This window comes from Aeromonas diversa CDC 2478-85, assembly GCF_000819805.1.
Taxonomy (GTDB): Bacteria; Pseudomonadota; Gammaproteobacteria; order Enterobacterales; family Aeromonadaceae; genus Aeromonas; species Aeromonas diversa.
Map to the genome: position 1 here is coordinate 278,811 of NZ_CDCE01000037.1, position 23,895 is coordinate 302,705.

The window sequence follows — 23,895 nt, forward strand, 5'->3', positions numbered from 1 at the left end:
CATTCGGTGCGCCTTTTTATTGTTTTTGCCTGGAGCAACAGTAAAAACATGATGATGGATAAACTTCGCGAAGGGGCGCAGGGCAAGGTGGCCAAGGTCATCTTGGGCCTGATCATCCTCTCCTTCGCACTGGCCGGTGTGGGTAGTTATCTGAACCGCCCCGCTAACACCGCCGTCGCCGCCGTCAACGGCAATGAGATCTCCCCCCAGGCGCTGGAAACTGCCTACCGCAACGAGCGCGCTCGCCTCGAGGCGCAGATGGGTGAAGAGTTCAATCGCCTCGCCGAGAATCCCCAATATCTGAAGCAGCTGCGTCGCAGCGTACTGGATCGCCTGATCGAACAGGCGCTGGTCGATGCCAAGGCGCACGAGCTCGGGCTGCGGATCGGTGACGAGCAGATCAAACAGGCGATCGTTGCCATGCCCGAATTCCAGAATAAGGGCAAGTTCGACAACGAGCGCTACCTGCAGCTGATCCAGCGTGCCGGCATGTCTCCCGAGATGTTCAGCGAGAACGTTCGTCAGGACATGGTGCGTCAGCAACTGATCGGTGGCCTGCTCGGCAGCGAATTCGTGCTCAACGGTGAAGCGGGTAGTCTCGAGAAGCTCTATCAGCAGGGCCGTGATGTGCGCCTGGTGCGTCTGGCGGCCGAGCGCTACCTCAATGACGTTCAGGTGAGCGACGAAGAGATCAAGCAGTACTTCGATGCCAACCAGGGCCGCTTCATGAACGACGAGCAGGTCAAGGTTGACTATTTGCTGCTCGACGCCGCCAATCTGGCTCAGGACATCCAGGTCAGCGATCAGGATGTGCGTGACTACTACGACCAGCACCAGGATCAGTTCCAGCGCAACGAACGTCGTCGCGTGGCGCATATCCTGATCCCCTTCGGTAAAGATGAGAAAGCGGCGCTGAAGAAGGCCGAGGACGTCTTGGCTGCCCTCAAGGGCGGTAGCGATTTTGCCGAGCTGGCCAAGCGTGACTCTGCCGATACCTTCTCTGCCAAGAAGGGTGGCGAGCTGGATTGGTTTGACAAGGGCGTGATGGATCCGGCGTTCGAGAAGGCCGCGTTCGAGCTTGCCAAGGTCGGTGATCTCTCCGCCGTGGTGAAGAGCCAGTTCGGTTTCCACATCATCAAGCTGAGTGGGGTCGAGCCGGCCACCGTGCGTCCCTTCGAGCAGGTGCAGGTCGAGACCAAGGATCGTCTGCAGAAAGAGAAGGCGCGTGAGCGTTACTTCGCCGAGCAGCAGAAGCTGGCCGATGCGAGCTTCGAGAATCCGGATTCACTGGACGCCGCCGCCAAGGCGGTGGGTCTGAAGGTGATCTCCAGCGACTACTTCACCCAGGGCAGTGCACCGGCTCCGCTCAACGATGGCAAGGTGCTCTCCGCGGCGTTCTCCGAAATGTTGCGTGAGGAAAACACCAACTCCGACGTCATCGAAATTGGTGATGGCAAGGCGCTGGTGCTGCACGTGATGGACCACAAGGTCAAGGCGCCCAAGCCGCTGGATGAGGTGCGCGATCAGGTGGTTGCTGCCATCAAGCACAGCAAGGCCAGTGAAGTGGCGCGCAGTAAGGGCCAGGAGCTGATGGCCAAGTTCAAGTCCGGTGCTGCCGGCGAGAAGGACCTGGCTGCCCTCGGCCTCAAGCTTGAGAGCGAGAAGGGCGTCACCCGTTTTGCTCAGGGACTGGATCAGAGCCTGGTGGCCGAGATCTTCCGGATGCCGCATCCTGGCAAGGATCAACCTACGGTCGAGTTGATTGCCCAGAGCAATGGTGATCAGGTGATCGTCGCCCTGGATACCGTCCAGGTGCCCGAGAAGGCGACCCAGATGGCCGAGCTCATCAAGGGTCAACTGGGGCAGGTGAAGGCACAGGCCGATTACAAGGCACTGATCAACAGCCTGCGTAAAGCCGCCAAGATCGAATACTTTGATACTCAGGAAGCGGTCGTCGAATAAGGCTCGCTTCAGACAAAAAACCCGCCACATGTGGCGGGTTTTTTTATGAGCTGGCTGAGCCGGTGGGCCCTCGCCGTCGTCAGGGGGAGTTGAAGCCCTCAGGCAAGGCCGTTCGCCTTGCCTGAGGGAGGTCACGCCTCGTCGTCGGCGCTGCGCTGCTCATGCTCGGCAACACGCTGATCCCAACGCTCTCTGGCCTTGGCCTGGGCACGTTGTTCGAACTCCTGGCGCATCTGCACCACCTCTTCATGAATCGACTCTTCCATAAGAGGACTCCTTTGCTGGGTGAATGGAGCCCAAACCGTACCATCGTTTTATGAACGTAAAGTGAATAAAAAATGGGTTGGACTCATACGGTTAAGAAAAAAGGGGAAGCGTTGCGCTTCCCCTCCTCACTCACTGCGCCGTGAGGTAGATCTCGCGGCTGTAGACCACGTCCTGCGGGTTCTGATAGGGGTAGCCCTTGACGAAGGGTTTGAGCAGGCGAGACTTCACCGAGAAGTAGATAGGGGCGATGGGCGCCTCCTTGTCCATCACGGCCTCGGCCTGTTGGTAGAGGCGGGTACGCTCGGCGGCATCCATGGAGTCGTGCGCCTTGGCCAGCAGGGCATCATACTCTGCGTTCTTCCATTGACCGCTGTTGGCGCTGCTGGAGCTGGTCATGATGTCGAGGAAGGTGGAGGCGTCGTTGTAGTCGCCATTCCAGCCGTAGCGGCTGACGTTGAAGTCACCCTCGTTGAGGGTGGAGACCATGGTCTTCCACTCCATGTTGTTGAGCACGGCATTGACGCCGAGATTCTGCTTCCACATGGAGGATACCGCCAGGGCGATGCGCTTGTGCCCCTCGTTGGTGTTGTAGAGGATGTCGACGCTCAGCGGCTTACCCGGACCGTAGCCGGCCTCGGTCAGCAGTGCCTTGGCCTTGGCGATACGCTCTGCCTTGGTCATCAGCTGGCTTTCGGGTTTCTTGAGCTCGAAGCCATCGACGATGGGGGGAGTGAAGCTGTAGGCGGCGATCTGGCCCTGGCCCAGGATCTTGTCGGTGATCACCTCACGGTCGATGGCCAGCGACAGCGCGCGGCGCACCCGCACATCGTCGAAGGGTTTGCGCTTGGTGTTGAAGACGTAGTAGTAGCTGGCGAGGATGGGCACATTGACCAGCTCGTTGGGGCTCTCCTGCCTGATCTTGCGATACTGCTCGAGGGGGTAGGTGGTGTAGTGCACCTCGCCGGAGCGATAGCGGTTGAAGCCGGCCGTCTCGGAGGCGATCTCCAGGTAGATCACCTTGTTGATGACGGTCTTGGCGTCATTCCAGTAGGTGGGATTGCGCTCGGCGATGAGGCGCTCGTTGGGAGTCCACTCCTTGAGCACATAGGCGCCGTTGGAGACGATGTTGCTCGGCTTGACCCACTCCTGTCCGAATTTCTCTATGGTGGCCCTGTGGGCCGGGAAGGTGGTGTAGTGGGCCAGGGTCTTGAGGAAGAAAGAGGTGGGGCTCTTGAGAGTCACCTGCAGGGTGTGATCATCGAGCGCCTTGACCCCAAGATCCGAGAGCGGTCGTTTACCTTGCAGCACATCACCGGCGTTTTTAAGCCCCATCAGCTCGATAAACCAGGAGTATTGGGACGCGGTCTTGGGATCGGCGGCGCGCTGCCAGCCATAGACATAGTCGCCGGCGGTGACCGGATCCCCGTTGGACCACTTGGCCTCGGGTCTGAGCTTGAAGGTGTACACGGTGCCGCTCTGATCGACCTCGTAGCTCACTGCACCGGCCGGCACCAGCTTGCCTTCACCATCAAGGCTGAAGAGGCCTTCGAAGAGATCGTTGACCACCTCGCTACCGGCGCTTTCCTCGACCAGTTGAGGATCGATTGAGGCTGGCTCTGTGTTGATGTTGCGAACGAACACCTGCTGGTCGGTGGGGAGCAGCTGGGTGCCGGGTGGCACATCTGCTGCGAAGGTGGGGAGGGAGAACAGCGCAGCCAGCGAGGCCGCGATCAGGGTCTTCTTCATGAAAATATCCTTGTTATGTTTGCTTCCGAGCAACCGGCAGTGTGCGTGAAGCCGTGCGCCGAGACAAGGCGGTGAGATAAACTCGCAGTAAAAATAAAGTCATCTCACCGAACCGGATCGCCCCGGTCAATGCGTGCAATGTGACGGTAGCAGGGCGGTACTATGGGAGGCGGGAGGGGGGATTCAGGCGAGTTAATTCGCTGCAAAAAGCAAAAAAAGGCGTTACATTCGGTTACACAGCGCTGTCACCCAAGAACAGCGATTTTTTTGCGCTCACTTGCAAACGTTTTCAACGCCAACGGTTCACGTTAAGGACATACGATGAAAAACATGGTCACACTCGGTGAATTTATCGTCAAGAAGCAAGCCGAGTATCCCAGCGCCACCGGTGAGCTCAGCTCCTTGCTCAGCTCTATCCGACTCGCGGCCAAGGTGGTCAACCGGGAGATCAACAAGGCGGGACTGGCCGATATCATCGGCTCGGTCGGAGCCGAAAACGTGCAGGGAGAGGTGCAACAGAAGCTCGATGTCTATGCCAACGAGCGCTTCAAGGCGGCCCTCGAGGCCCGCGGAGAGGTGTGTGGCATGGCCTCGGAAGAGGAAGAAGACTTTGTCGCCTTCGACTCGGCGCTGGCCAAGAACTCCAAGTATGTGGTGCTGATCGATCCGCTCGACGGCTCTTCCAACATCGATGTCAATGTCTCGGTCGGTACCATCTTCTCCATCTATCGCAGGGTCAGCCCGGCCGGCTCCCCCGTGGTGCTGGAGGACTTCCTGCAGCCGGGCCATCGCCAGGTGGCGGCCGGCTACGTGGTCTATGGCTCCTCGACCATGCTGGTCTACAGCACCGGCTACGGGGTGAACGGCTTCACCTATGACCCCTCCATCGGCTGCTTCTGCCTCTCTCACGAGAATCTGCGTATTCCCCAGGAGGGCAAGATCTACTCCATCAACGAGGGCAACTACATCAAGTTCCCGGACGGGGTGAAGAAGTACCTGAAATATTGTCAGGAGCTCGACGAGGCGACCCAGCGCCCCTATACCGCCCGTTACATCGGCTCCCTGGTGTCGGATTTTCACCGCAACCTGCTCAAGGGCGGCATCTATATCTATCCGTCCGGCACCAATGCTCCCAAGGGCAAGCTGCGCCTGCTTTATGAGTGCAATCCCCTGGCGTTCCTGATTGAGCAGGCTGGTGGCAAGGCCTCCGATGGCTTCCGCCGTATCCTCGACATCGAACCCACCGCCCTGCACCAGCGTACCCCTTACTTTATCGGCTCCACCAAGATGGTAGAGCGGGCGGAGGCCTTTATGCGGGAGTTCTCTTCCCACGAGGCGCCGACCGAGTAAGGCATTCACAGGGGCTTAGGCCCCTGTTGACTTGGTGAGTGAGGCAACACAAGGAGCCCCCATGCCGCTGGCCGTGACCCGTGATGGGTTGTTGGCTGACTTTGACAAGGCCAGTATCCGGCTGTCGGGGTTGGTCGATGGGATCTCTGCTCCCCGGGCTCGCCTCGGCCCACTCGGGGAGAGCCCATGCGATCGGCTCTCTTATTTGCTGGGATGGGGGGCCTTGCTGCTCTCCTGGGAGGCGACCGAGTGTGCCGGTGGCGTGGCCGTGATGCCGGCTCCGGGTTTTCGGTGGAATGAGCTGGGGCGGCTCAATCGGTCGTTTTATGAGGGCCGGGCGGCCGCAGATTATGTCGAGCTCAGAGGCCAATGGAAGGCGCAGGTTGCCACCCTTCGCGGCTGGATCCTGGAGAGCAGCGAAGAGGTCTTGTTTATGCGCCACCAGAGGGTGTGGTGCGGTGACAAGTGGCCGCTGGCCAAGTGGTTGCAAGTCAATACAATCGCCCCATATCGGCGCATCGCCACCGAGCTGGGGCGATGGACCAAAGAGTGGGGGTGATAAAAAAAGAAGGCCGCATCTGCGGCCTTTTTCTATCCGATCACAAGGTGGGGAGCAGGCCCGCCGAGACGCCTATCTGCACCACGACGATAAGACTCCCCAGGGTGGCGGCGCCGGCCAAGGCCAAGGTGCCGCCGGGGGCGCGGTAACTCCCCTGCTCGGGCACCTTGCGCGCCTGCCACACCAGCGCCACCGGCAGCAGCACGGCGAGCACGGCCAGCGCGATGGCGGCGTAGCCCAGAGCCATGATGAAGCCCTGCGGGAAGTAGAGGGCAAACAGCAGGGGCGGCACGAAGGTGATGAGGCCGGTCTGGGCCCGACCCACGGCACTCTCCTTGCGATCCAGCGCCTTGGCCATGAAATCGAACAGACCGAGAGTCACCCCGAGGAAGGAAGTGGCGAGCGCCAGATCCGCAAACAGGTGCATGGCCTGGCTGAAGGCGCCCCAGTCGATCACCTGGCCGACGCTGGCGAGCAGGCCATCCAGGGCGCCGCCGCTGGCGAGCAGGCTCTGCTGGCCGAGCAGACCGAGGATGGCCACCTGCCACAGCACGTAGAGGATGAGCGGCAGGGCCGAGCCCCATACAAACACCCGGCGCAGCTGGCGCGGATCGCGACCGAGATAGAGCATCACGCTCGGAATGGAGCCGTGGAACCCGAACGAGGTGAAGATGACCGGCAGGCCCGCCAGCAGGAGTCCCTGCTCGAGCGGCATGGCCAACAGGTGCTGCCCCTCGGTGCGCGGCAGCAGCATGGCCAGCACCGCCACCATGATCACCAGCTTGGTGGCGAACATCAGGCGATTGATGTAATCGACCGAGCGGGTGCCGACGCAGACCAGGCCGCCAAAGAGCAGGGTGAAGATCCAGGCCGCGCGCTCCTGGCTTAAGGCGAAACCCTCATCCTGTACTGCCTGGGCGAGCAGGCTGCTGCCGCCGCTGATGTAGGCCGCGGCCAGTGAGTAAAACAGCATTAGCATGCAGAAGGCGGCGATGCGCTTGCCCCAGGGGCCGAGCAGATGATCCGCCAGCTGATGCAAATGGGTGTGGCCCGTGGTGAGGCTTGCCTCGACCTGCAGCATGGCGGTGTAGGCCATCAGGGCCCACAGGATCACCATGAGCAGCAAGGTGGCAGGGCCGCCGAGGGAAGAGGCCGCCAGCGGCAGAGCCAGCATGCCGGCGCCTATGGTGGTGCCGGCGATGAGCAGGGTACAACCGAGTGTTCTGGATCGCATGAATTCGTTTCCGTAAATATTTTTATACACAAAAATAGGGATGGAATGGATGCCGCCACCAGCCTCAGGCTGGTGGCTAGAGATATCGGTTGTCGAGAAGAAGCGACATAGCATAACCCGCTGTAAGAGAGGGTTGCCACTGTAAACAAGGGAGAGGGGCCCTGGCAAGCAAAAAGGGACTGTTCGTCCACTTTTGTGGCCAGGGTGTGGAAAGAAAAGATGACGCCGGTGCGGCCGGCGTCCGGATCAGCGCCGGTGCAGGCTGCGACCGATGGCGTGCACGCCGCAAGGGTAGTGGCCTCCGATGGAGGCGATGGCCAGCTGCAACGCCTTGGCGGCGATCTCGTCGTGGCGTTGGGGCAGGGAGTGGATGGCACAGGGTAAGAAATCGAGCAGGCGATCGTCGCCGAAGGTGGCCATGGCGAGGCTGCTCATCTCGACCTCCTGCTCCAGCAGGTAGTCGAGCACCCCCTCCATCAGTATGTAGGAGGTGGTAATGAGGGCCGCCGGCAGGGCGCCGCGCTGCTCGTGCAGCTGCTTGATCAGGCGATAGCCCTCGCGCCGATCGAAGTGGGCGCCGGCACACTCCCAGACTTGGGCACCATGCCCCTCGAGCGCCTGCACGAAGCCCTCGCGGCGCTCCTCGCTGATGGTGAGCCCCGGCATGGCGGTAATGAGGGCGATGCTCGGCAGGGTTGGGGAAAGCAGGGAGCGGGTCAGCTCCTCGCATGCCTTGCGGTTCTCGCTGGCCACCGACACGAAATGAGCCGGGTCGAGCACCCGATCGATGGCGATGATGCGGGCTCCCTCGCGCTGGCGCTCGCGATACCAGGGGTCGTCCGGCGGCAGGCAGCTGGCCACCAGCAGGGCGTCCACATGGCGCGCCAGCAGCATCTGGGCCAGCTCACGTTCGGTCTGTGGCTCGTCTTCCGAGCAGACGATGAGCAGCTGATACCCCTCGGCACGGGCCCCTTGCTCGAGACGCTTGGCCAGTTTGGCGTAGCTGGCATTCTCCAGATCCGGCAGGATGAAGCCGAGGGTCTTGGTCTGCCCGCCGCGCAGGGAGGCGGCCCGGCTGTCGGGCTGGTAGTGGTGGGCCTGCACCACGGCCATCACCTTGTCGCGGGTAGCCTGGCTGATGCGGTACTGCTCGGCCTTGCCGTTGATCACATAGCTGGCCGTGGTGCGGGATACCCCCGCCAGTGCGGCAATCTCTTCGAGCTTCATTGTCTCCTCACTCGGCTCCACGTCCCCGTAAATTTGTGCGCCCGATCATACCATTGGAATGTTGCCGCTGGCGTGGGCTTGATCAAATCGCTGAAACGATTCAGTCTTGAGTGTAAGTGAAACGATTCAGCTTGTCAGCGTTCAGTATCAGAATCGATGGTGACGCCAGAAGACGAAGGGCAGGGGCGATGATATGAGTCCCTCTGCTGACGCAGAAAGCTGAAACGTTCCAGCCGCTCTTGCCTGGTGATCTACACTTGGGCGGGCACAACCAGATTGATGATGACGGAGAGTATCTATGTTGACCTTGGCACCTGAACAGATCCTGCTCGGCCAGCGCGCCGCGAGCAAAGGCGAGGCCATCGCCCTGCTGGCGGGCCGCCTCGAAGCCGCCGGTCTGGTCGAGTCCGGCTACCTGGCCGGCATGCAGGCTCGCGAAGCCCAGCACGCCACTTACCTCGGCAACGGCATCGCCATTCCCCACGGCACGACCGACACCCGCCACCTGGTGCGCCAGACCGGCGTGCAGGTGGCCCAGTTCCCGGACGGGGTGGAGTGGGACGACGGCCAGAAGGCCTATCTGGTGATCGCCATCGCGGCCAAGTCCGACGAGCACCTGGGGATCTTGCGCCAGCTCACCCACGTGCTGGGGGACGAGGCAGCCGCGCTGCAGCTGCGCGCCACCACCGACGTGGAGGACATCATCCGGGTGCTGAGCGGGCAGGGCGGTGGCACTGAGCCGGGTTTTGAGACCCTGCAACGCTTCCCTGCCAGCGGCCTCGACGAGCTGCGGCTGGGGGCGGCCGCCCGAGCCAAGTCCGCCGGTTGGCTCGACAGCGCCACCCTGGCGACCCTGCTGGATGACGTGCCCATGCACCTGGGGCAAGGGTTGTGGCTGGCGCGCACCCGCGCCGCCCAGGCCGGCTGGTTGCTGGCTACCCCCGAGCAGGCGTTCGAATCGGCCGGCAGTGCAGTCAACGCCCTGCTGCTGCTGTGTGCTAACGGCAGCGGACACGAGGTCCAGTTGACCCGTCTGGTCGAGTTGGCCGGTGCCGGTCGCCTCGGCGAGCTGGCCCAGGGCGGGCTGGCCCTGCTGCGAGGGGAGGTCGCTCAGGCCGCAGAGAGCGACGGCCACAACGCCACCTTCACCATCGTCAACCCTCACGGGCTGCACGCCCGTCCCGGCGCCATGCTGGTCAAGGTGGCCAAGGAGTATGAGGCCGACATCCGTGTCGCCAACCTCGACGGCAGCGGTGAAGAGGTCAACGCCAAGAGCCTGATGAAGGTGATCGGGCTCGGGGTGAAGTGCGGTCATCGCCTGGCGTTTCGCGCCAGCGGCAGTGACGCCGACGCCGCCCTCAAGGGGCTGGGCGAGGCCATCGCCGCCGGCTTGGGTGAAGGGGTCGCCGCATGAAGATCGCTACCATCACCCTCAACCCCGCCCTCGACCTCACCGCCCGTCTCGGCGAGCTGGTAGCCGGGGAGGTGAACATGGTGGAGCAGGCCTCCCTGCGCGCCGCCGGCAAGGGGATCAATGTGGCCATGGTGCTCAAGGATCTCGGCTGCGACGTGACCGTCACCGGCTGGCTGGGGGAGGGCAACCAGGCGCCCTTCGTCGAACTGTTTGGTCGCAAGGGGCTCACCGACGTCTTCGTACGGGTACACGGTGAGACTCGCATCAACGTCAAGGTCGCCGAGCTTTCCGGGCGCGTGACCGATCTCAACCTGCCGGGACTGAGTGTGGATGAAGAGGCCCGCGAGGCGCTGCTGGTTACCCTCGACCGGCTCTGCCTCGATCACGACTGGTTCGTGCTGGCCGGCAGCCTGCCCAAGGGGATCGAGCCCGAATTTGCGCGCGATCTCATCGTGCGTCTCAAGGCGCGCGGCAAGCAGGTGATCTTCGACTGCAGCGGCGCCGCCCTGCGTGCCGGTCTGGACGGGGCCCCGACCTTGGTCAAACCCAATCGTGAGGAGCTCGGCCAGTGGGCCGGGCGTCCCATCGAAAGTGACGCGGATCAGCAGGCCTGCGCCACCACCCTGCTGGCGCGCGGGGTCGGTCAGGTGGTCGTCTCCGACGGCAGCCGTGGCCTGCTCTGGTTCAGTCAGGAAGGGGTGCTGCGCGCGGTGCCGCCGCGCATGCAGGTGGTGAGCACGGTCGGTGCCGGTGACTCCCTGGTCGCGGGTCTGGTCTATGGGCTGGCCACCGGATTACCCAAGGAGGAGACGGTGCGCCTTGCCACCGCCGCCTCGGCCCTGGCGGTGAGCCAGGTCGCGGTTGGATTTGCCGGGCGCGAGCAGCTCGCGCCCCTGATGGAACGTGTGGTGATCACACAATTGATGACTCAAGGAGATGCCCAATGAAAGCACTCATAGTGACGGCCTGCCCGGCGGGCATCGCCACCGGTTTTCTCGCCGCACGCCGCCTCGAACAGGCGGCCAAGGCACTGGATTGGGAGGTCAAGGCCGAGGCCCGCGGCCATGCCCAGGTGGTGACTGACGCCGACGTGGCGGCCGCCGAGCTGGTGGTGGTCGCCGCCAGTAGCGACATCGACCTGGCCCGTTTTGACGGCAAGCGCCTCTATCGGGGCGAGCTGGAGCAGGCCATCCAGGCGCCGGAGGCGCTGCTGCGCGCCGCCGCCGAGCAGGCCAAGCCCTATGCCCATGTGGCCAGCACACCTGCGTCCACCGGCAAGGCCGGCAAGCGCATCGTGGCGGTCACCGCCTGCCCGACCGGGGTGGCGCACACCTTCATGTCGGCCGAGGCGCTGGAGAACACCGCGCCCCAGCTGGGTTACGGGATCCGTGTCGAGACCCAGGGCTCGGTCGGTGCACAAAATGCCCTGACCGCCGAGGAGATCGCCACCGCCGACCTGGTGCTGCTGGCCACCGACATCGAGGTGGACATGGCACGCTTTGACGGCAAGCCGGTCTATCGCACCAGCACCGGCGCCGCGCTCAAGAAGACCCGCGCCGAGATCGAGCGTGCCTGGAGCGAGGCCAAGGTCTATCGCCACAGCGGCGCCCAGAGCGAGGTCAAGAAGGCCGAGAAGGCCGGCCCCTACAAGCACCTGCTGACCGGCGTCTCCTTCATGCTGCCCATGGTAGTGGCGGGCGGCCTCATCATCGCCCTGTCGTTCGTGTTCGGCATCGAGGCGTTCAAGGTGGAAGGCACCCTGGCGGCGGCCCTGATGAAGATCGGCGGCGCCTCGGCCTTTGCCCTGATGATCCCGGTGCTGGCCGGTTACATCGCCTACTCCATCGCCGACCGCCCGGGTCTGGCCCCGGGCATGATAGGTGGCATGCTGGCCAGCTCGCTCGGCGCCGGCTTCCTCGGCGGCATAGTCGCGGGTTTCCTCGCCGGTTACAGCGCCAAGTACTTGAGTGACAAGGTGCGTCTGCCGGTGACCCTGGAGGCGCTCAAGCCCATCCTGATCATTCCGCTGGTGGCGAGCCTGTTCACGGGCCTGGTGATGATCTACGTGGTGGGCGGCCCGGTGGCAGGCATCATGAACACCATGACCGCCTTCCTCAACAACATGGGCTCGGCCAACGCCGTGCTGCTCGGGGTGATCATCGGCGCCATGATGTGCTTTGACATGGGTGGCCCTGTCAACAAGGCGGCCTACGCCTTCGGGGTTGGCCTGTTGGCCTCCAAGACCTACGCCCCCATGGCGGCGGTGATGGCCGCCGGCATGGTACCGGCGCTGGGAATGGGTATCGCCACCTTCCTGGCAAGCAAGAAGTTCATCAAGGCGGAGCAGGAAGCGGGCAAGGCCTCCTTCGTGCTGGGTCTGTGCTTCATCTCCGAGGGGGCCATCCCGTTCGCCGCCAAGGATCCGATGCGTGTCATCCCGGCCTGCATGGCGGGTGGTGCCCTGACCGGGGCCCTCTCCATGCTGTTCGGCTGTGAACTGATGGCGCCCCACGGCGGCCTGTTCGTACTCTTCATCCCGAACGCCATCAGTAACGTCATGATGTACATTGGGGCGATTGCGGCGGGGTCGCTGCTGACCGGCGCGGCCTACGCCATCCTCAAGCGCACCGAGCAGCCGGCGGCCAACCTCGCCACCGCCTGAACCCGGTAAGATGAAAAGCGGCCCCGGGGCCGCTTTTTTCTTTGCCATCGCTCACAGGCGTTAGGCAACGAGGCTAGAAATCCCATCCGTCCGCAGGCGAGGAGCCCTCCTGCGCTGGCTCCTGCGTCTTGCGTCTGGCCGCCTCGACCCGTGCCTTGCGTCCCCGGCACAGGCGCATCACCTCCTGCTGCTCGGCCGCCGTCATCATCTGCCAGTTAAAACGCTCTTCACGGCTGCGATAGCAGCCCTTGCAGTAGCCGCGATTATTGGCCTCGCATACCCCGATACAGGGGCTCTGCAGAGGAAAAAACTCGAGCTGCTCCATCATGGCCCCCGTCTATTCCTGCTCATGTTATAACCCATGGGGTAGCGCTTGTAACTTATTGATAACTACCTGCAAAAAAAGGCACCTCACGGCGCTCGGCGGGTTTGCTTTGTCACGCTCTTTTTGGCATCTTCCCGCCCATCGTGGTGTGGTGTTGAACGAGGACCAAATGAAGAGACGAGCCTGTTGGTGGTTGGCAATCCCCCTGGCACTGGGTGGCTGTGCCGGCTCGGGGGAGGCCCCGAAAAAACCGCCCAAGTCAGAGAGCTGCTTCGTTGATTGTAATCCGCAAGAGAACCTGGGCCGTCAGTATCTCGACGGGACCTTGCCCGGTGATCTCAATCATGTCACTCGGGTGAACAGCAACCGCCCCCACAACTTTCGCATGTTCGGCCCCCAGAGCCAGCTGGTGGTCGATCGCTCCAAGCGCATGGCGAGCCGCTACGGGGATCTCTACTACAAGCTCAACCGCTGGATAGCGGGCGGCGGTGATCCCGCCAGGTTGCCGAACTACGGCATCTCGCTGGCCCAGATGGGCGGGGCCGATCGCCAGGGCAACGTCCTCTTCACCGGTTACTTCTCCCCGGTGCTCGAGGTGCGCCGCCAGAAGGGCGGGGAGTTTAAATACCCCCTCTATGCCATGCCCAACTGCGGCGGACGTTGCCCGAGCCGGGCCGAGATCCATCAAGGGGTCCTGGCCAATCGCGGACTGGAACTTGGCTACAGCAAGTCGCTCATCGACAATTTCCTGATGGACGTGCAGGGCTCGGGCTTTGTGCACTATGGGGAAACGGATCAACTGCAATACCTCGGCTATGCCGGCAAGAACGGCCACTCCTACGTCAGCATCGGCCGGGTGTTGATCGACCGGGGCGAGGTCCCCAAGGAGAAGATGTCCCTCAAGGCCATCAAGGAGTGGGCGGACAGCAAGTCCGAATCCGAGGTCAAGGAGCTGGTGGAGAACAACCCCTCCTATGTCTTCTTCCAGCGCCGCCCGACCAACGACGTGATCGGCGCCGCCGGCATTCCGTTGCTCGGCATGGCGGCGGTGGCGGCCGACAAGCGGCTGCTGCCCATGGGGACGCCGATCCTGGCCGAGGTGCCCTTACTCGACAAGGAAGGTAACTGGACCGGACGCCATGAGCTGCGCCTGCTCATCGCCCTCGACACAGGCGGGGCGGTCAAGGGCGGCCACCTGGATCTCTACCACGGCATGGGAGAGAAGGCGGGGTTGGATGCGGGCCACTACAAGCACTTCGGCCGGGTCTGGAAGCTGGGGCTGCACAGCGGCCCCACCGCCGCCCCCTGGGTCTATTGATGGTTGCAGGCTGCCCTCGGGCAGCCTTTTTTATGTCATCCTGAATGCAACGAGGAGGTGGCCATGAGACGAGTGCTATTGGCGCTGCTATTGGCGGCGCTCCCTCTGCGCGCCGAGGTGATGGTGCGCGACATGTTCGATGCGCCCGGGGCCGCGCAGACCTTGCGCGAGCTCTATCCGGATCTGGGGGTGAGCCATCTGGGTAGCCAGCTGGTGGTGAGCGGCACGCCGGCGCGTCTGGCCGAGGTGAAGAGCACCCTGGATGCCCTCGACCGGCCACCGGCCATGCTCAATGTCGAGTGGCGGCTGGTGGGGGAGGCGAGCGATCAAGGGTGGCAGCTTGGCCTCGATCAGGGCAACCTCACCCTGAACGCGGGGCGGCGCAGCGCGACCACCAGCGGTCACTGGCAGGTGAGCGGTCTCTCGGGCAAGCCGGTGCGACTCACCCTCGGCACCACTCGGCCCGTGGTGCTCTATGGCTGGCGCGGTGAGCGCTGGGTGCAGCTCGCCGAGGAGCGCGAGGGCATTGCCGCCGTACCGACCCTGGTGGGGGAGCGGGTGAGCGTGGCCATCGGCGCCAGCAACAAGACGCCAGGCGGGGCCAGTCGTCAACAGCTCTCCAGCGAGGTGAGTGGTCGGCTTGGCGAGTGGATCGAGCTCGGTGCCATCACTCAGGCAGAAATCGCGAGTCAGCTGGGCACCACTCTCGGGCAGGGGAGTGAGGCCCTGCGTCAGCGGCTTCAGGTTCGGGTGACGCGGCGCTAGGCGGTGGGGACGATGAGCAAAGAGGGCGGCCAGTGGCCGCCCTCTTCGTCTGTGCGCCACTCAGTCATGAGGCACGAGGCGATCGCTGGCATAGTCGCGCAGCTGACGGCTGCGCAGCAGATACCAGATGGCCCAGAGGTTGCCTACCAGGGTGAGGGCGCTGGCCCAGTTAAAGTCCCAGCCCTGGGTGTCGAGGGTGGCGCCTTGCAAGAGCAGGCCGCCGAGGGCCGAGATGAGCAGCAGGGCGCGCGTGTGACGGCGCAGCCAGGCGCGCAGCGGGTGGGATTGCAGCCCGCCGCAGGCGAGCAGGGCGAGGGCGGCCGGCAGATCGCTGGTCATGGCCAGATAGAGGCTCGGCTTGTCGGGGTAGAGCAGGGTGAGGATCTCGCTTCCCCCCTGATGGGTGACGCCGGCCATCAGAAACAGCCAGAGAGAGCGGGTGAGCAGCAGGGCAATGGGCCAAAACCAGAAGGGAGGATTGAGCTGGCCGTGGCGATCGTATCTGTGTTCGGGATAGAGGGTCATGAGCATCTCCAGGGGCGATGACAACCATATGGGGATGCCAAGCCGCGGATGCAATGGGTTGAAGCCGACCCGGGCGCGAGATAAAAAAAGTCCCTCGCGGGGAGGGACTAACTGCACACAGATACAGGAACACAAGCCAGCAGGCTAGTGACACGAATTATGGGCTATTGAGGCAAAATGCCTAGCTGTCAGATGTGACATACGGGGCCACCATCGGGCCACAGAAAGCGAAAAGGCCCAGTCATAAGACTGGGCCTTTTGCGGGGAATGATGGTCGGCGTGAGAGGATTTGAACCTCCGACCCCTGACACCCCATGACAGTGCGCTACCTGGCTGCGCTACACGCCGACGTGGTCAGCTTGGCTGACGGGGGCAGAGTCTATGGGGATGGCCTCTGCCTGTCAACACGAAATCGGCCACCTCGGTTTGTTTGCCTGCTTTGTGATCTATTGACGATCAAAGGTTAAGCGCTTGCCTAAAAGTGCATCGGTGACCTGGCCGCCCTGATAGGCGATCTGGCCATTGACCAGGGTGGTATCGATGCTGCTGTGGAAGCGGTAGCCGTTGAACGGGGTCCAGGCGCAGTGATAGAGGATGTTGCTGTCGTTCACCACATAGGGTTTGCCCAGATCGAGCAGCACCAGATCGGCGTAGTAGCCCTCGCGAATATAGCCGCGATCTTCAATCTCGTAGCGTTCGGCCACCGCATGGGAGGTCTTTTGCACGATCTTCTCCAGGGTGAAGACGCCGTTGTGGTAGAGCTCGAGCAGCGCCAGCAGGGAGTGCTGCACCAACGGGATGCCGGAGGGGGCCTTGAAGTAGCTCTGCTGCTTCTCCTCCCAGGTGTGGGGGGCGTGGTCGGTGGCGATGATGTCGAGCACGTCGCTGCGCACCGCGTCGAGCAGGGCGTGCTGGTCGGCCACCGTCTTGACCGAGGGGTTGCACTTGATCTGGCTGCCCAGGGTCTCGTAGTCCTCCTCGTTGAAGAAGAGGTGGTGCACGCACACCTCGGCGGTGATCTGCTTGGTGCGCAGCTCTTTGACGTCCTGGCTCGGGGTGAACAGCGACAGCTCCTTGGCGGAAGTCAGGTGCAGCACGTGCAGCTTGGCGCCGTGCTCCTTGGCCAGCGCGACCGCCAGCGACGAGGAGCGATAGCAGGCCTCGTCACTGCGGATATGGGCGTGCTCGCGCATCGGCACCTGCTCGCCCCAGCGTTCGCGGGCGGCCTGCTCGTTGGCGGCGATGGTGGGGGTATCCTCGCAATGGGTCACCAGCAGCACCGGGCTTTCGCGGAAGATGGCGGCCAGGGTCTCCTGGTTGTCGACCAGCATGTTGCCGGTGGAGGAGCCCATGAAGATCTTCACCCCGCAATTGCGCTTGGGATCGAGGCGCTTGATCTCTTCCAGGTTGTCGTTGGTGGCCCCCAGATAGAAGCTGTAGTTGGCCACCGAGGAGTGCTCGGCGATGGCGTATTTGGCTTCGAGCGCGTCTATGGTGGTGGTCTGGGGATTGACGTTGGGCATCTCCATAAAGCTGGTGGTGCCCCCGGCGACGGCGGCGCGCGATTCGCTTCGAATGGTGCCCTTGTGGGTCAGTCCGGGCTCACGAAAGTGAACCTGATCGTCGATCATGCCGGGGATCAGGTGCTTGCCCCTGGCGTCGATGACGATGGCGTCGGCAGGCGCCTCGATATGAGGGGCGACACGGGCGATCCGCTCCCCCTCGATCAAGACATCGGCGGCGTAGATCTGTCCTTCATTGACGAGAGTGGCCTGGGAGATAAGCAGCTTGTTCATGGGGGTCCAGTTCCTTTGCAGAAGATCGCGCGTCATAATACCTGAAACCCGTTTACTGCTGTAGGCAAGAGATAGTGATGAAATTGTTCGTAAGAGACCTCACCGTGATTGACTCCAGCTACCTGTGTGAGCGCCGTGGCATGGTGGGCGAGAGCTGGGTAGTGGACATCGAGCTCGGCGGTGAACTCAACGAGATGAGCATGCTGCTTGACTTTGGTCGGGTTAAAAAGCTGATCAAGGCGATCATCGACCGGGAGGTGGATCACAAGCTGCTCATCCCCGCTGACAACCCCCTGCTGCGCCGCGCCGCACCTGCCGCCGGTGAGGTGTGGGTCGACTGGCTTCGACCGGGGCACACCATTCATCTGCGTAGCCCGGAGCAGGCGTTTGCCTTTATTCCCGGTCAACAGGTCGACAAGGAGAGCCTGGTCGCCTATTTGATGGAGATCCTGGCCCGTGAGTTGCCCGGCAATATCAAGGATCTCGCCCTGACCCTGCGTCACGAAAAGATTGAAGGCGCCTTTTACCACTACAGCCATGGCCTCAAGAAGCACGATGGCAACTGCCAGCGCATCGCTCACGGCCACCGCTCTCCCATCGAGCTCTATGTGGACGGGGAGCGCGCCCCCGAGTTCGAGGCCGCCTTCGCCGAGCGCTGGAGCGATATTTACCTCGGCACCCTTGAGGATGAGGTGGCGCTCGAGACGCTGGCCCTGAGCCCACAGGCCGCCCTGATCGGCCCAGATAGCCACATCGGTTTTGCCTATGAGGCCCCTCAGGGTCGCTTCGAGCTGGCCATGCCGCGTGCCGGGGTGGAGATGATCGACACCGACACCACGGTCGAGCTGCTTGCCCACTACATCGCCCGTGAGGTGAAAAAGCAGGTGGGGGAGAAGTTTCTCAAGGTGGTCGCCTATGAAGGGGTCGGCAAGGGCGCCATCGCCTGGGCCTGAGCCTTGATGCCGAAAGGCAATAAAAAAACCACCGCATGAGGCGGTGGTTTTTCTTTATGGGCAACCCGGATTAGAACAGGGTGCTGGAGAGGTTGTAGAGCTCCTGATCGAACGGGCGCTTCATGTTCTCGATGCAATCGATGATGTCATGGTGCACCAGCTCGTTTTTCTGGATCCCGATGCAGCGGCCGCCATGGCCCTCCATCAGCAGCTCGACGGCGTAGGCACCCATACGGCTCGACATGATGCGATCGCGCGCGGTCGGGGCGCCGCCACGCTGGATGTGGCCGAGGATGGTGGCACGGGTTTCACGGCCGGTCATGGCCTCGATGTCTTTGGCCAGGGCGTTGACGTCGGTGACGTGCTCGCAGATGGTGATGATGGCGTGCTTCTTGCCTTTGGCTTCACCGGCACGGATCTGCTCGAGCAGCTTCTCTTTGTCGAAGGCCACTTCCGGCACGATCACGTATTCGGCACCACCGGCGACGGCGGCAGACATGGCCAGATCGCCGCAGTGACGGCCCATGATCTCGACCACAGAGATGCGGTGGTGAGAGCTGCAGGTGTCGCGCAGACGGTCGATGGCATCCACCACTACGTTCAGGGCGGTGTCAAAGCCGATGGTGAAGTCGGTGCCGGCGATGTCGTTATCGATGGTGCCGGGCAGGCCGATGCAGGGGTAGCCCATCTCGGTCAGCTTCTTGGCGCCCATGTAGGAGCCGTCACCGCCGATCACCACCAGGGCCTCAATGCCGTGCTTTTTCAGGTTTTCGATGGCCTCGGCGCGCACTTTCTCCTCCTTGAAGGCGGGGAAGCGGGCAGAGCCGAGGAAGGTGCCGCCGCGGTTCACCACGTCGGAGACGCTGTGACGCTCGAGCTTGACGATGCGGTCCTGGTGCAGGCCCAGATATCCGTCCTGGATACCATAGACCTCGAGCCCGTGGTGCAGGCCGGCGCGCACCACGGCGCGGATGGCTGCGTTCATACCCGGGGCGTCGCCACCGCTGGTCAGTACACCAATACGCTTGATCTGTTTGGTCATTGTCTGCCTCTGGATCTGAGTTTACGAATCAGGATAGCCTGTTTTTATTGGCTTCGGCTTTCCCATGGGTCAGTGGGGGAGGCCCATGGGAAAGCCAACAAGAGGGGGCACAGGCCCCCTCTTTATATGCGCTTATTTGGCAGCGCCGGCGATGATCTGGGAGAAGTCTTCCACCTTCAGGGAAGCACCACCCACCAGGCCACCGTCGATGTCCGGCTGACCGAACAGGTCGGCGGCGGTCGCGCCAGTCACGGAGCCACCGTACAGGATCTGCACCTTGGCGGCGACGTCGGCGTCGAAACCGGCCAGGTACTGACGGATGTGGGCGTGCACGGACTGAGCGATCTCGGGGGTCGCGGTCTTGCCGGTGCCGATGGCCCATACCGGCTCATAGGCGATGACGGCGTTGGTGAAGGAAGCGATGCCGGAGCGGTCGATGACGGCCTTCAGCTGGGTCTCAACCACCTGGTTGGTGGTACCCGCTTCGAACTGCTCCAGGGTCTCGCCGATGCACAGCACCGGAATGAGGCCCACTTTCTGGATGGCTTCGTACTTGGCGGCGACCACGGCGTCGGTTTCGGCGTGCAGGGTGCGGCGCTCGCTGTGACCGACCAGGGAGTAGGTGCAGCCGAACTCTTTGAGCATGACGGGGGAGTTTTCACCGGTGAAGGCGCCGGCTTCGTGCACGTCGGCAGACTGGGCACCGTAGGCGATCCGGGTGCCGGCGGTCAGTTGCTCGACCTGGCCCAGGAAGATAACCGGGGGGCAGACGGCGACTTGAACGGAGGGGTGGGCGGCGGCAGCCGGAGCCAGACCCTTGATCAGGGCTTCGACGGAAGCCTTGGTGCCATTCAGTTTCCAGTTACCCATTACCAGATGCTGTCTCATTTCTTCTTCCTTCTGAGATGTTTGACTGCGGGTCATTATAAGAAGTGAACCGGGACCAAGATAGCCGCGTCGACGGCTATTGATGTAATTTTTTTTCGTTTTATCTGATCCAGGTCAGTTTCCAACCCCTTGATTGTTCACTCGTTGCTCTGTCCGCGCAGCCGGCTCCAGAGCTGACCGATCCACTCGTGCAGGGCCGCCTCCGAATACATCAGATAACGCCCTCTTGGCAGGTAACTATAGAGAGGCAGCGGCTCCTGGCTCTCCTTGGCGGTGTAGTCGGTGGGGGCCGGGATGGGGTTCATGCCCTGGGCCCGGTAGAGGGCCAGCGCCCGCGGCATGTGGGTGGCTGAGGTGACCAGCGCCACCTGCTGACCGGCCAGGGCGCGGCTGATGGAGACCGCCTCGTCGTGAGTGTCTTTGTTGTTTTCAAACAACTGCATCCGCGAGCGGGGGATGCCCAGGCTCTCGGCCACGCGAGCGTTCACCTCGGCGTTGGAGAGGGGGTCACCGACCGCGTAGCCGGAGAAGATCAGGGCGGCGTTGGGATACGCCCAGGCCAGACGGACCCCTTCCAGGGTGCGCGCCAGAGAGATGTTGTTCTGCCAGCTCGACAGCGGCACGGCCGGATCCGAGACATGGCCGTTGCCGAGCACCACGATGGCGTCGATACGAGGATGCGCGGCCACCACCAAGGGAGGATTGGCCTGCTCGAGGGGGCGGGCCAGCTCAAAACCGACCGGGCGCATGCCAAAGGCGGCGATCAGCAGCAGCGAGAGGGTGGCCAGCAGCTTGCCGCTCTTTTGAAAGCGGGTGAACCACAGCAGCAGCAGGGCCAGCAGCAGCAGGGAGAGGCCGAAGGGGAGGGGCATCAGCAGATGACCCAACCATTTTTTGATGGCGAACACGGGGCGGAGTCCTCGGGTTTTGACGAACCGCACGAGTATGCCAGAATAGCGCACTTTTGGAATTGGCCCGACCGGGCCCGTTTTCGAGTCAGTTTCTTGAAGCACGATCAGAGTTTCGACGGGCGCGCCGACAAGTTCGCCCGCAATATCTACGACTCCAGCAAGGGCCGCATCCGCACCACAGTGGTGTGGAGCGATCTGGAGGCCTGCCTCGCCCGCCTTGGGGACCGCCCCCTGCGCATCCTCGATGCGGGCGGCGGCTTTGGTTTTTTTGCCCGCCGTCTGGCCGCCCTCGGCCATCAGGTGACCCTGTGCGATCTCTCCGCCGAGATGCTCGCCATGGCCCGCGTCGCCATCGAGGAGGAGGGGCTGACCGACAGGATTCGTCTCATTCATTGCCCCATTCAGGATCTCAAGACCCAGGTGACCGGGCCCTTCGATCTGGTGCTCTGCCACGCCGTGCTCGAGTGGCTGGCCGAGCCGCGCCAGACCCTGCTCGGCCTGTTCCCATTCCTGGCGCCGGGCGGCATACTGTCCCTGCTTTTTTACAACCGCCATGGCCTCTTGTTCCAGAGCCTGGTGGTGGGGAATTTCGACTACGTGAAGGCGGGGCTTAGCAAGAAGCGCCAGACCGCCCTGACGCCCACCAATCCGCAAACGCCCGAGCAGGTCTACGACTGGGTCGGACGCGGCGGCTTGAAGATCATCGGCAAGACCGGGGTGCGCGTCATTCACGATTACATGCGTCACAAGGAAGATCAGACCGGCAAGTTCGAGGACCTGCTGGCCATGGAGCAGCACTACTGCCGGCAGGAGCCTTTCGTCTCCCTCGGTCGCTATATCCATGTGATGGCGCAAAAGCCGCTATGACCCGTGCATTAGCAAGATAACAACACGAGATGACCTCATGACCAGTACCACCCGCCTTTCGGCCGAGCCGGCCTATGCCGGCCGCTCCCTGCCCGACACGGTCGGCTGGGTGCGCCAGGAGGGGCTCGCCCTGCAGCTCCCGACCGACCGGCTGGCCTTTCTCGTCGCCATCAAGACCCTCGCCGAAGAGGAGTCGGATCTCGGTGAGGCGGCCCTGCACGACGCGTTCGGCTATGTGAGCCAGGCCTTCGGTCAGATGGATGAAACCGCCAGCGCCCGCGCCAACAACGCCATCAACGATCTCATCCGTCAGCAGTTGCTGGCGCGCTTTACCACGGACCCGGTGGCGGGCGAGAGCCTCTATCGCCTGTCGCGCCTTGGCATCGCCATCGTCGACTTCTTCCTGGACCAGCGCCAGGTGGACTCGATCAAGCTCTCTATTTTGCTCGAGCACCTGGCCGCCGAGCTGGACAAGGCGCGCACCGCGGCGCTTGAGACCAACACCCGCGAGCAGTGGGATGCCGAGGTGCTGCCGCGCCTGACCTTCTCTCTGGAAGAGACCATGGAGCGCATCGATCTCACCCAGCGCGCCATGGACGAGCAGCAGAATAAGGTCAAGGAGGAGATCGCCGCCCTGCTGACCCAGGACTGGATGGATGCCATCCACAGCTGCGAGAAGCTGCTGCGCGAGACCGGCCAGACCCTGCGCGAGCTGCAAGACACCCTGGACGCCGCCGGCCACCGGCTGCAAGAAGGGCTGCTCAACATCCAGGAGGCGGCCCAGGGGCGCGACGATCTGTTCCACGTCGAGGAGCTGACCCACGCCCTGCAGGGGCGCCTGGACGTCATCACCAGCTGGGGCCAGCAGTGCATCGAGCTGTGGTCACGCTATGACCGCCACGTGCACAAGTTCATCCGCACCGCCATCGACATGGACAAGAACCGCGCCTTCAGCCAGCGGCTGCGCGAATCCATCCGCCAGTTTGAGCAGCACAACTGGCTGCTGCGCATCGCCGAGGAGCCGCGCCTGCTGGAGCTGCGTGACGAGACCATCGCCATCCACGACGAGGAGGTCACCGGTGAGGTGCCCGCCGAGCTGGAGTTCCAGGAAGTGGTCGACATCAGCGCCGAGCTGGCCGAGCGCATCGAGCGCCACCTGGTGCGCTACAAGGAGGTGGGGTTGCCCCTCGATCTGGCCGAGGTGCTGCGCGAATACCTGGATGACTTCCCGGCCCACGCCCACTTCGACGTGACCCGTCTGCTGGTGGATCAGGCGGTACGCCTCGGTCACAGCAGCGACCTCACCCCCCATGCCCAGCCGAGCTGGAAACCCGTTAACCAACATGGATCCAAGGTTCAGGCCTATGTCATTGATCAATACTGATTTCCCCTTACCGGTCCGGCTGGCCGAGGCGATCGCCAACCCCTTGTTTCCGCGCCTCGACACCGCCCTGCGATCCGGTCGCCACATCAGCGCCGATGAGTTCGAGCAGCACAGCGTGCTGGTCGAGTACCACATGGAGTTCGAGCTCTTCTATGGTCGCTACCAGGTCGAGCTCATCAAGGCCCCCGAGGGCTTCTTCTACCTGCGTCCGCGCCCGAGCGCCGACATCGGCACCACAGTCCTCTCCGAGCTCGACATGCTGGTGGGCAAGGTGCTCTGTTACCTCTACTTGAGTCCCGAGCGGATCGCCTCGGAAGGGGTGTTTGCCATGGCCGAGCTGCAGGAGGAAATCCTGACCCTCTCCGACGAGAAGCAGCTGCTGCGCATGGTGAGCAGCCGCACCGGCGGCACCGATCTCGACAAGAAGAAGCTTTTGGAGAAGATCCGCACCTCCCTGCGCCGCCTGCGCCGCCTTGGCATGGTCACGGCCCTTGGCAACGGCGACAAGTTCAAGGTCAACGAGTCGGTGTTCCGCTTCGCCGCCGACGTGCGCAGCGACGAGGATCCGCGCGCCGTGCAGCTGCGCATGATCCAGGAGGGGGAGGCCATCTTCCACGACGACGAGCTGCCGAGCAGCGAGAGCCTCTTCGAGGATGTCGAGGCGGATCTCGATGAAGAACAACTGGATCTGGAGGTATAA

Annotated in this window: 22 protein-coding genes and 1 tRNA gene; 12 read left to right on the top strand and 11 right to left on the bottom strand. The window is 63.0% G+C overall.

Going from position 1 to position 23,895, the window contains the following annotated elements:
• Positions 1–48 precede the first annotated feature (48 nt).
• Positions 49–1,962 carry a peptidylprolyl isomerase gene (gene ppiD, locus BN1121_RS18515; protein ID WP_043598182.1) on the top strand — a complete coding sequence of 638 codons (1,914 nt, stop codon included), beginning with the start codon at positions 49–51 and terminating at the stop codon, positions 1,960–1,962.
• 131 nt (positions 1,963–2,093) lie between these two features.
• Here the strand turns inward: ppiD and BN1121_RS20280 are convergent, their stop codons facing one another.
• Positions 2,094–2,228, bottom strand: a complete 135-nt coding sequence (locus BN1121_RS20280; RefSeq protein WP_268744120.1) for a hypothetical protein — start codon at positions 2,226–2,228, stop codon at positions 2,094–2,096.
• A gap of 130 nt (positions 2,229–2,358) precedes the next feature.
• The gene (locus BN1121_RS18520) at positions 2,359–3,975 is read right to left on the bottom strand and encodes a peptide ABC transporter substrate-binding protein (RefSeq protein WP_005354044.1); all 1,617 of its coding nucleotides are present in this window, start codon (positions 3,973–3,975) and stop codon (positions 2,359–2,361) included.
• 321 nt (positions 3,976–4,296) lie between these two features.
• Here BN1121_RS18520 and fbp point away from each other — a divergent pair, with 321 nt between their 5' ends.
• A complete protein-coding gene (gene fbp / locus BN1121_RS18525) occupies positions 4,297–5,325 on the top strand; it encodes a class 1 fructose-bisphosphatase (protein ID WP_043157620.1) in 1,029 nt (342 codons plus the stop codon).
• 61 nt (positions 5,326–5,386) lie between these two features.
• Positions 5,387–5,884 (top strand): ClbS/DfsB family four-helix bundle protein, encoded by a 498-nt coding sequence (locus BN1121_RS18530; protein ID WP_005354031.1) that lies wholly within the window; start codon positions 5,387–5,389, stop codon positions 5,882–5,884.
• Positions 5,885–5,924: 40 nt separating this feature from the next.
• Here the strand turns inward: BN1121_RS18530 and BN1121_RS18535 are convergent, their stop codons facing one another.
• Together BN1121_RS18535 and cra are read right to left on the bottom strand one after the other, a co-directional pair.
• Complete coding sequence (locus BN1121_RS18535) at positions 5,925–7,118, bottom strand: aromatic amino acid transporter (RefSeq protein ID WP_005354022.1); 1,194 nt, start codon at positions 7,116–7,118, stop codon at positions 5,925–5,927.
• A gap of 246 nt (positions 7,119–7,364) precedes the next feature.
• Positions 7,365–8,345 (bottom strand): catabolite repressor/activator, encoded by a 981-nt coding sequence (cra, locus tag BN1121_RS18540; RefSeq protein WP_043598184.1) that lies wholly within the window; start codon positions 8,343–8,345, stop codon positions 7,365–7,367.
• A 298-nt stretch (positions 8,346–8,643) separates the two neighbouring features.
• On the opposite strand from cra, the gene fruB reads away from it, so the two are divergent.
• Genes fruB through fruA form a run of 3 tightly spaced genes read left to right on the top strand, consistent with a single transcriptional unit; the run spans position 8,644 to position 12,421 of the window.
• Positions 8,644–9,759 (top strand): fused PTS fructose transporter subunit IIA/HPr protein, encoded by a 1,116-nt coding sequence (gene fruB / locus BN1121_RS18545; RefSeq protein ID WP_005358548.1) that lies wholly within the window; start codon positions 8,644–8,646, stop codon positions 9,757–9,759.
• Positions 9,756–10,706, top strand: a complete 951-nt coding sequence (pfkB, locus tag BN1121_RS18550; protein WP_005358550.1) for a 1-phosphofructokinase — start codon at positions 9,756–9,758, stop codon at positions 10,704–10,706. The genes fruB and pfkB overlap by 4 nt, the downstream gene beginning before the upstream one ends.
• Complete coding sequence (fruA, locus tag BN1121_RS18555; protein WP_005358553.1) at positions 10,703–12,421, top strand: PTS fructose transporter subunit IIBC; 1,719 nt, start codon at positions 10,703–10,705, stop codon at positions 12,419–12,421. The genes pfkB and fruA overlap by 4 nt, the downstream gene beginning before the upstream one ends.
• 73 nt (positions 12,422–12,494) lie before the next feature.
• On the opposite strand, the gene BN1121_RS18560 is transcribed toward fruA, so the two are convergent.
• Positions 12,495–12,746, bottom strand: a complete 252-nt coding sequence (locus BN1121_RS18560; RefSeq protein ID WP_043158013.1) for a DUF1289 domain-containing protein — start codon at positions 12,744–12,746, stop codon at positions 12,495–12,497.
• Between the two features lie 169 nt (positions 12,747–12,915).
• Between BN1121_RS18560 and mltA the strand changes: the two genes are divergently transcribed.
• Positions 12,916–14,064, top strand: a complete 1,149-nt coding sequence (gene mltA / locus BN1121_RS18565; protein WP_005358557.1) for a murein transglycosylase A — start codon at positions 12,916–12,918, stop codon at positions 14,062–14,064.
• Positions 14,065–14,127: 63 nt separating this feature from the next.
• Entirely contained in the window at positions 14,128–14,829 is a 702-nt protein-coding gene (locus tag BN1121_RS18570) for a hypothetical protein (RefSeq protein WP_043158011.1), read from the top strand.
• A gap of 60 nt (positions 14,830–14,889) precedes the next feature.
• Here BN1121_RS18570 and BN1121_RS18575 read toward each other — a convergent pair whose 3' ends face one another.
• From BN1121_RS18575 to BN1121_RS18585, 3 genes are all read right to left on the bottom strand, one after another.
• Complete coding sequence (locus BN1121_RS18575; RefSeq protein WP_005358559.1) at positions 14,890–15,354, bottom strand: DUF2919 domain-containing protein; 465 nt, start codon at positions 15,352–15,354, stop codon at positions 14,890–14,892.
• A gap of 271 nt (positions 15,355–15,625) precedes the next feature.
• Positions 15,626–15,702 (bottom strand) — tRNA-Pro (locus BN1121_RS18580).
• Between the two features lie 98 nt (positions 15,703–15,800).
• Positions 15,801–17,150 (bottom strand): dihydroorotase, encoded by a 1,350-nt coding sequence (locus BN1121_RS18585; RefSeq protein WP_005358560.1) that lies wholly within the window; start codon positions 17,148–17,150, stop codon positions 15,801–15,803.
• Between the two features lie 77 nt (positions 17,151–17,227).
• Here BN1121_RS18585 and BN1121_RS18590 point away from each other — a divergent pair, with 77 nt between their 5' ends.
• A complete protein-coding gene (locus BN1121_RS18590; RefSeq protein WP_005358567.1) occupies positions 17,228–18,103 on the top strand; it encodes a 6-carboxytetrahydropterin synthase in 876 nt (291 codons plus the stop codon).
• 70 nt (positions 18,104–18,173) lie between these two features.
• On the opposite strand, the gene pfkA is transcribed toward BN1121_RS18590, so the two are convergent.
• The 3 genes from pfkA to elyC all read right to left on the bottom strand — a co-directional run bounded on the left by pfkA (position 18,174) and on the right by elyC (position 20,941).
• Positions 18,174–19,145, bottom strand: a complete 972-nt coding sequence (pfkA, locus tag BN1121_RS18595) for a 6-phosphofructokinase (RefSeq protein ID WP_005358570.1) — start codon at positions 19,143–19,145, stop codon at positions 18,174–18,176.
• A gap of 132 nt (positions 19,146–19,277) precedes the next feature.
• A complete protein-coding gene (gene tpiA, locus BN1121_RS18600) occupies positions 19,278–20,033 on the bottom strand; it encodes a triose-phosphate isomerase (protein WP_005358573.1) in 756 nt (251 codons plus the stop codon).
• A 137-nt stretch (positions 20,034–20,170) separates the two neighbouring features.
• The gene (elyC, locus tag BN1121_RS18605) at positions 20,171–20,941 is read right to left on the bottom strand and encodes an envelope biogenesis factor ElyC (RefSeq protein ID WP_005358576.1); all 771 of its coding nucleotides are present in this window, start codon (positions 20,939–20,941) and stop codon (positions 20,171–20,173) included.
• A 96-nt stretch (positions 20,942–21,037) separates the two neighbouring features.
• Between elyC and cmoM the strand changes: the two genes are divergently transcribed.
• The 3 genes from cmoM to mukE are packed head-to-tail and all read left to right on the top strand — an operon-like array spanning position 21,038 to position 23,895.
• Positions 21,038–21,811, top strand: coding sequence for a tRNA uridine 5-oxyacetic acid(34) methyltransferase CmoM (gene cmoM / locus BN1121_RS18610; protein ID WP_005358578.1), 774 nt, complete (start codon positions 21,038–21,040; stop codon positions 21,809–21,811).
• 37 nt (positions 21,812–21,848) lie between these two features.
• Complete coding sequence (gene mukF, locus BN1121_RS18615; protein WP_005358579.1) at positions 21,849–23,195, top strand: chromosome partition protein MukF; 1,347 nt, start codon at positions 21,849–21,851, stop codon at positions 23,193–23,195.
• The gene (mukE, locus tag BN1121_RS18620) at positions 23,176–23,895 is read left to right on the top strand and encodes a chromosome partition protein MukE (protein WP_005358580.1); all 720 of its coding nucleotides are present in this window, start codon (positions 23,176–23,178) and stop codon (positions 23,893–23,895) included. The genes mukF and mukE overlap by 20 nt, the downstream gene beginning before the upstream one ends.

What these genes read in the sequence shown, in the direction of transcription:
- fruB (WP_005358548.1), top strand. Translation starts at nt 8,644, where the DNA reads ATGTTGACCTTGGCACCTGAACAGATCCTGCTCGGCCAGCGCGCCGCG.
- mukE (WP_005358580.1), top strand. Translation starts at nt 23,176, where the DNA reads ATGTCATTGATCAATACTGATTTCCCCTTACCGGTCCGGCTGGCCGAG.
- pfkA (WP_005358570.1), bottom strand. Translation starts at nt 19,145, where the DNA reads ATGACCAAACAGATCAAGCGTATTGGTGTACTGACCAGCGGTGGCGAC.
- ppiD (WP_043598182.1), top strand. Translation starts at nt 49, where the DNA reads ATGATGATGGATAAACTTCGCGAAGGGGCGCAGGGCAAGGTGGCCAAG.
- BN1121_RS18575 (WP_005358559.1), bottom strand. Translation starts at nt 15,354, where the DNA reads ATGACCCTCTATCCCGAACACAGATACGATCGCCACGGCCAGCTCAAT.
- fbp (WP_043157620.1), top strand. Translation starts at nt 4,297, where the DNA reads ATGAAAAACATGGTCACACTCGGTGAATTTATCGTCAAGAAGCAAGCC.
- mukF (WP_005358579.1), top strand. Translation starts at nt 21,849, where the DNA reads ATGACCAGTACCACCCGCCTTTCGGCCGAGCCGGCCTATGCCGGCCGC.
- BN1121_RS18535 (WP_005354022.1), bottom strand. Translation starts at nt 7,118, where the DNA reads ATGCGATCCAGAACACTCGGTTGTACCCTGCTCATCGCCGGCACCACC.
- mltA (WP_005358557.1), top strand. Translation starts at nt 12,916, where the DNA reads ATGAAGAGACGAGCCTGTTGGTGGTTGGCAATCCCCCTGGCACTGGGT.
- BN1121_RS18560 (WP_043158013.1), bottom strand. Translation starts at nt 12,746, where the DNA reads ATGGAGCAGCTCGAGTTTTTTCCTCTGCAGAGCCCCTGTATCGGGGTA.
- tpiA (WP_005358573.1), bottom strand. Translation starts at nt 20,033, where the DNA reads ATGAGACAGCATCTGGTAATGGGTAACTGGAAACTGAATGGCACCAAG.
- BN1121_RS20280 (WP_268744120.1), bottom strand. Translation starts at nt 2,228, where the DNA reads ATGGAAGAGTCGATTCATGAAGAGGTGGTGCAGATGCGCCAGGAGTTC.
- pfkB (WP_005358550.1), top strand. Translation starts at nt 9,756, where the DNA reads ATGAAGATCGCTACCATCACCCTCAACCCCGCCCTCGACCTCACCGCC.
- BN1121_RS18590 (WP_005358567.1), top strand. Translation starts at nt 17,228, where the DNA reads ATGAAATTGTTCGTAAGAGACCTCACCGTGATTGACTCCAGCTACCTG.
- fruA (WP_005358553.1), top strand. Translation starts at nt 10,703, where the DNA reads ATGAAAGCACTCATAGTGACGGCCTGCCCGGCGGGCATCGCCACCGGT.
- cra (WP_043598184.1), bottom strand. Translation starts at nt 8,345, where the DNA reads ATGAAGCTCGAAGAGATTGCCGCACTGGCGGGGGTATCCCGCACCACG.
- BN1121_RS18570 (WP_043158011.1), top strand. Translation starts at nt 14,128, where the DNA reads ATGAGACGAGTGCTATTGGCGCTGCTATTGGCGGCGCTCCCTCTGCGC.
- BN1121_RS18585 (WP_005358560.1), bottom strand. Translation starts at nt 17,150, where the DNA reads ATGAACAAGCTGCTTATCTCCCAGGCCACTCTCGTCAATGAAGGACAG.
- BN1121_RS18520 (WP_005354044.1), bottom strand. Translation starts at nt 3,975, where the DNA reads ATGAAGAAGACCCTGATCGCGGCCTCGCTGGCTGCGCTGTTCTCCCTC.
- BN1121_RS18530 (WP_005354031.1), top strand. Translation starts at nt 5,387, where the DNA reads ATGCCGCTGGCCGTGACCCGTGATGGGTTGTTGGCTGACTTTGACAAG.